The 4088-nt window shown below is 34.3% G+C and carries 4 protein-coding genes; 1 reads left to right on the top strand and 3 read right to left on the bottom strand.

Translation table 11 applies throughout. The features are described 5' to 3' along the window. Window positions 1-387: 387 nt before the first annotated feature. The 3 genes from BHF68_RS07230 to BHF68_RS07220 all read right to left on the bottom strand — a co-directional run bounded on the left by BHF68_RS07230 (window position 388) and on the right by BHF68_RS07220 (window position 1810). Entirely contained in the window at window positions 388-681 is a 294-nt protein-coding gene (locus BHF68_RS07230; protein ID WP_069642991.1) for a type II toxin-antitoxin system RelE/ParE family toxin, read from the bottom strand. Then, window positions 669-851: a hypothetical protein gene (locus BHF68_RS07225; RefSeq protein WP_069642990.1), complete on the bottom strand. Its 183-nt coding sequence runs from the start codon at window positions 849-851 to the stop codon at window positions 669-671. Before BHF68_RS07225 ends, BHF68_RS07230 begins: the two co-directional genes overlap by 13 nt. A 344-nt stretch (window positions 852-1195) precedes the next feature. Beyond that, a complete protein-coding gene (locus BHF68_RS07220) occupies window positions 1196-1810 on the bottom strand; it encodes an LptM family lipoprotein (protein WP_069642989.1) in 615 nt (204 codons plus the stop codon). 868 nt (window positions 1811-2678) lie between these two features. On the opposite strand from BHF68_RS07220, the gene BHF68_RS07215 reads away from it, so the two are divergent. Then, window positions 2679-3944, top strand: a complete 1266-nt coding sequence (locus tag BHF68_RS07215) for an IS110 family RNA-guided transposase (RefSeq protein ID WP_069642988.1) — start codon at window positions 2679-2681, stop codon at window positions 3942-3944. The last annotated feature ends 144 nt before the right edge of the window (window positions 3945-4088 follow it).

Here is a 4088-nt window from a genome sequence, read left to right as displayed (position 1 = left end):
GTATTGCGCGATTGTAAACCTTTTGTAGAATATTCAAGTGAGCAACACATTATAAATTATAAAAATTCAATACTTTTAAAAGCAAGCTAATATCTAATTATAAGTCTGATACTTTTTAGATTTATGGTAAATATCATAGTCTTATTTCTTATTCCCTTTTTTACTAGATATTTGTTATTTAATAATATTAAAAAACATTTGACTTTCTTTAGCTGGTCTCGGTTAGGCTCAGGGGTGTGGTGCGGCAGTTGCTTCGTGATCGACATCTTTGTATTTCTTCATGTACCTAATGCTTCCGCACTCTTGTGGTGATGCGTTGTTATCCGTAGTATGCTGAATCGCTAATAAAAACAAAAACATCATGCTATTTCCCTCATAACATGATGTCTAAATGTTGTCTTCTTCTAATTGTCTGGCAACATGAAATATTGTAGCAACTTCTACTGAATCAGATTTTATCCTATATATAATTCTATGATTGTTAGATATGATTTCCCTGATTTTGTTGTCGCTAGTCTCAGGTACAACCCTACCGATAAATGGGAAGTCTGAAATATTTTCTGTTTTTTTAATTATTCTTTCGATATACTGTTTAGCATTTGATTCAGAATTAGCCGATATATATTTATAAATATCCTCTAAATCATTTAATGATTTTGGCGACCATATTAATTTAACCACTTTGATACTCTCTCCATTGCTTCTTTATGAGGAATTCCCTTTCCCTCATCTAGCTCTTTTAATCCAGCTTCAATTTGGGCACGGGCATATATTCTATACATAATATCCTCTACAGTTGAATTTTCAGGCATTTCTTTTATGATTTTTAAAATCTCTTCTTTTGCACTCATCCCACGTCACCTCCATTTTAAAACTTATACTCTTATTATACCCGAAAACGCAATTTTTGGTAATAGTGTAAGCATCAATATTATGGATAACGGTTTGCATCACCGACGCCACTGAGCCTTACAGGCGCAGAACGAGGGTTAGATAGCTCTTATCTTAGTCTTGGACAAGCCGCCTCGGTTAGGCTCAGGGGTGTGGTGCGGCAGTTGCTTCGTGCTTGTACATCTTTGTATTTCTTCGTGTATCTAATGCTTCCGCACCCTTGTGGTGATGCGTTGTTATACGAAGCTGTAACCTGAGCAGTGATAATAACACTTACTAAAGGGATTAATTTTTATAAATAATCTTACTCTATAATATATAGCACGGTACTTTTTGAGTAATTTAAATGCTTACCTAAGAGTAGATTTTCACCATCGTTTATAGTCATTTCGTCTTCAGATTCTAACTCTCTAATCCCATTCTCATTAACTCTATACACTGTTCCATCGATATCTAACTTTCCGAAAGCAACTCTATAAGGAAATAGATAGTATTCAAAGTCTGCTTGATACTCAGGGATTCTTTTTTCAAACTCACTCCAACCCACTGAATCAAAAGTTTTAAATAGCCTATCAAGTAACGGAAGTTCTTTTTTCATTTCTAAATCCCATTTTGTCTTGTTAATAACTAAGGCTTCCTTATATTCTGGACCATATAAAATTTGAATATAGTTATCATCATCTGAAAATGTATCAAACCGAATTTCTTTAATTTTACCTTCTTTAGAGTAAACGAGTCTAAATTTATTTACCCTGGCATCTTGTAAATTTATATTTTCCCTCTCAGATAAGAGTTGAGCAAATTCAGTAAAACTAAGTTGTTCAATTTCCTTAGGGTACTCACTCCCTTTTTGATTGCCACAGGCTACGAGAATTAAAATTGTGGTCACAATACTCAAAAGATATAAGGTTCTTTTCATATTCTTCCACCCTTCTTTTAAGTTAATATCGTTTCTTCAATAAAGATATCTAGCTGCTAAACTCCTATGAAACTATAATCATTAAAGTCCATCCTCGAAATCGCAGTTTCGTATAACGGACGGGTATCATCGACGTTTCTGAGCTGTACCCACAGTTTATACTTCTTTTGCGGTGCTCCGCACCCAGCGAAGAAATGTGGTGCGGCAGTTGCTTCATGCTATTCATCGACGCTTTGCTTCTTGTATCAAATTACCACCGCACCCTTGCGATGATATTGTGTTATCTGCTGGTAATGCCCTCTTTGATTAACTTTCAAAGCGTAATTATATCAGCTGATTTACTCTAGCAAATGAATATCCTTAAATTTAGTAGCTTTTCATCGCGCCTGCAAGCATCGTTGAAACCGCATCGTAATCTGGTTTTAATCTGCGCCTGCAAGCATCATTGAAATATCATCTTTTATCCTTGCCTACCTGATTGCATCTACGCCGTAATTATAATCTGTATACTCTACAACTTAATGCAATTATCCCTGATAATGTGTAGTTAAATAGCACTTCTAATCAATTGAATCTTTCAATTCTTTTATTTGTACGACTTGTAAGATGTAGTTGTAGTCGTTATTTTCTATTGAGTCTCGGCCAATCTTGAATATATACTGCTATTGTATGTGGGCATAAATGTGCGCGCCGACAGGGAAGTCATTTTGACTAGATTCCCATAACCGAGACAGTAACCCATTGCTTTAAGTGTATATGTTTAGGCTGGTTGAGACTTTTTAGGATTCTCATTTCACATGCAAGGCTGTATCCTTAGAGCCTTTTTGGGTTCCACATCAATATATCTTTATAAGGGAGCTGTTACACTTTGAATAAAGAAATAGTAGTAGGCATTGATGTTGCTAAAAATTTCAGTTATTTCGTTATGGTTGATCCTTCAGGTAAGAAATTAGGAAAGGCTTTTAAAGTGCTTCACCAACTAGACAGCTTAATCAATGCTGCTAAAAAATTAAAAGAAGTGGAACACCAATACGACTGCCGGGTTGTATTGATAATGGAATCTACTGGGCATTACTCCAAAATTCCTTTCCACTTCTTTTCACAGGAAAATTTTATTGTTCATATGGTCAATCCCATACAAACCCATTCTATCAAAAATCTCTCTGTGCGAAAAGTGAAAAATGATAAGCTGGATGCCGAACGTATTGCCATTCTTTATCGCTTGGGTGAAATAAAACCTTCCAACACTTTCAATGACCACGAAGACTTAAAGTTCTTATGTAGGCAATATTATAACCTGTCAGATGAAATTACTAAGTTCAAAAATAATATGTTAAGCATCTTAGAACAAATGCTACCAGGATATGAAGGTATTTTCTCTGATATCACTTCCTTGTCTTCTATGTATATCATTGAGCATTTTCAAACGGCAGATAAAATTCTTAAGGCTGATAAAGATGAGTTAATATATAATCTTGCTAAAATTTCACGACGTGGTCAGTCTTGGGCCAAAGACAAATATGCCCAATTGATAAATGTAGCTATAGCATCTCAAAAGCTTAGTTGTACTCCAATAACTGCTGAAATAGTATTGAAAACTAATATAGCTATTATAAGGGAGCTTCTTAAACAGCAATCTATTATACGTACTGAGATTACTCTTTTGTCAGAACAAAAGGAAGATATTTCTTTACTATGCTCTATTCCCGCCCTAGGTCCTTTTTCCGCTGCTGTAATATTGTCTGAAATAAGAGATCCAAAGGCATTCTCTAATCCGCGGAAACTTATTGCCTTCTGTGGTATTGATCCTTCTGTAAATGAATCTGGCAAATTTAAAGGCACTAAAATGAAGATTTCAAAGAGAGGCTCAAGATTTCTTAGAAGAACCTTGTATATGGCAGCATTAGCATGTATTAAAAAGAAACCTAATGGTCAATATCCTAACGCTACTTTAGCTCAGTATTATCATGAGAAAATTATGACCAAACCGAAAAAATCTGCTTTAATTGCTGTAATGCATAAATTGCTGAAGTATATTTTTGCTGTATTGCGCGATTGTAAACCTTTTGTAGAATATTCAAGTGAGCAACACATTATAAATTATAAAAATTCAATACTTTTAAAAGCAAGCTAATATCTAATTATAAGTCTGATACTTTTTAGATTTATGGTAAATATCATAGTCTTATTTCTTATTCCCTTTTTTACTAGATATTTGTTATTTAATAATATTAAAAAACATTTGACTTTCTTTAGCTGGTCTCGGTTAGGCTCAGGG

The sequence above is a fragment of the Desulfuribacillus alkaliarsenatis genome, assembly GCF_001730225.1.
In the GTDB taxonomy this organism is placed as follows: Bacteria; Bacillota; Bacilli; order Desulfuribacillales; family Desulfuribacillaceae; genus Desulfuribacillus; species Desulfuribacillus alkaliarsenatis.
This window is presented reverse-complemented; position numbering and strand designations above follow the sequence as displayed.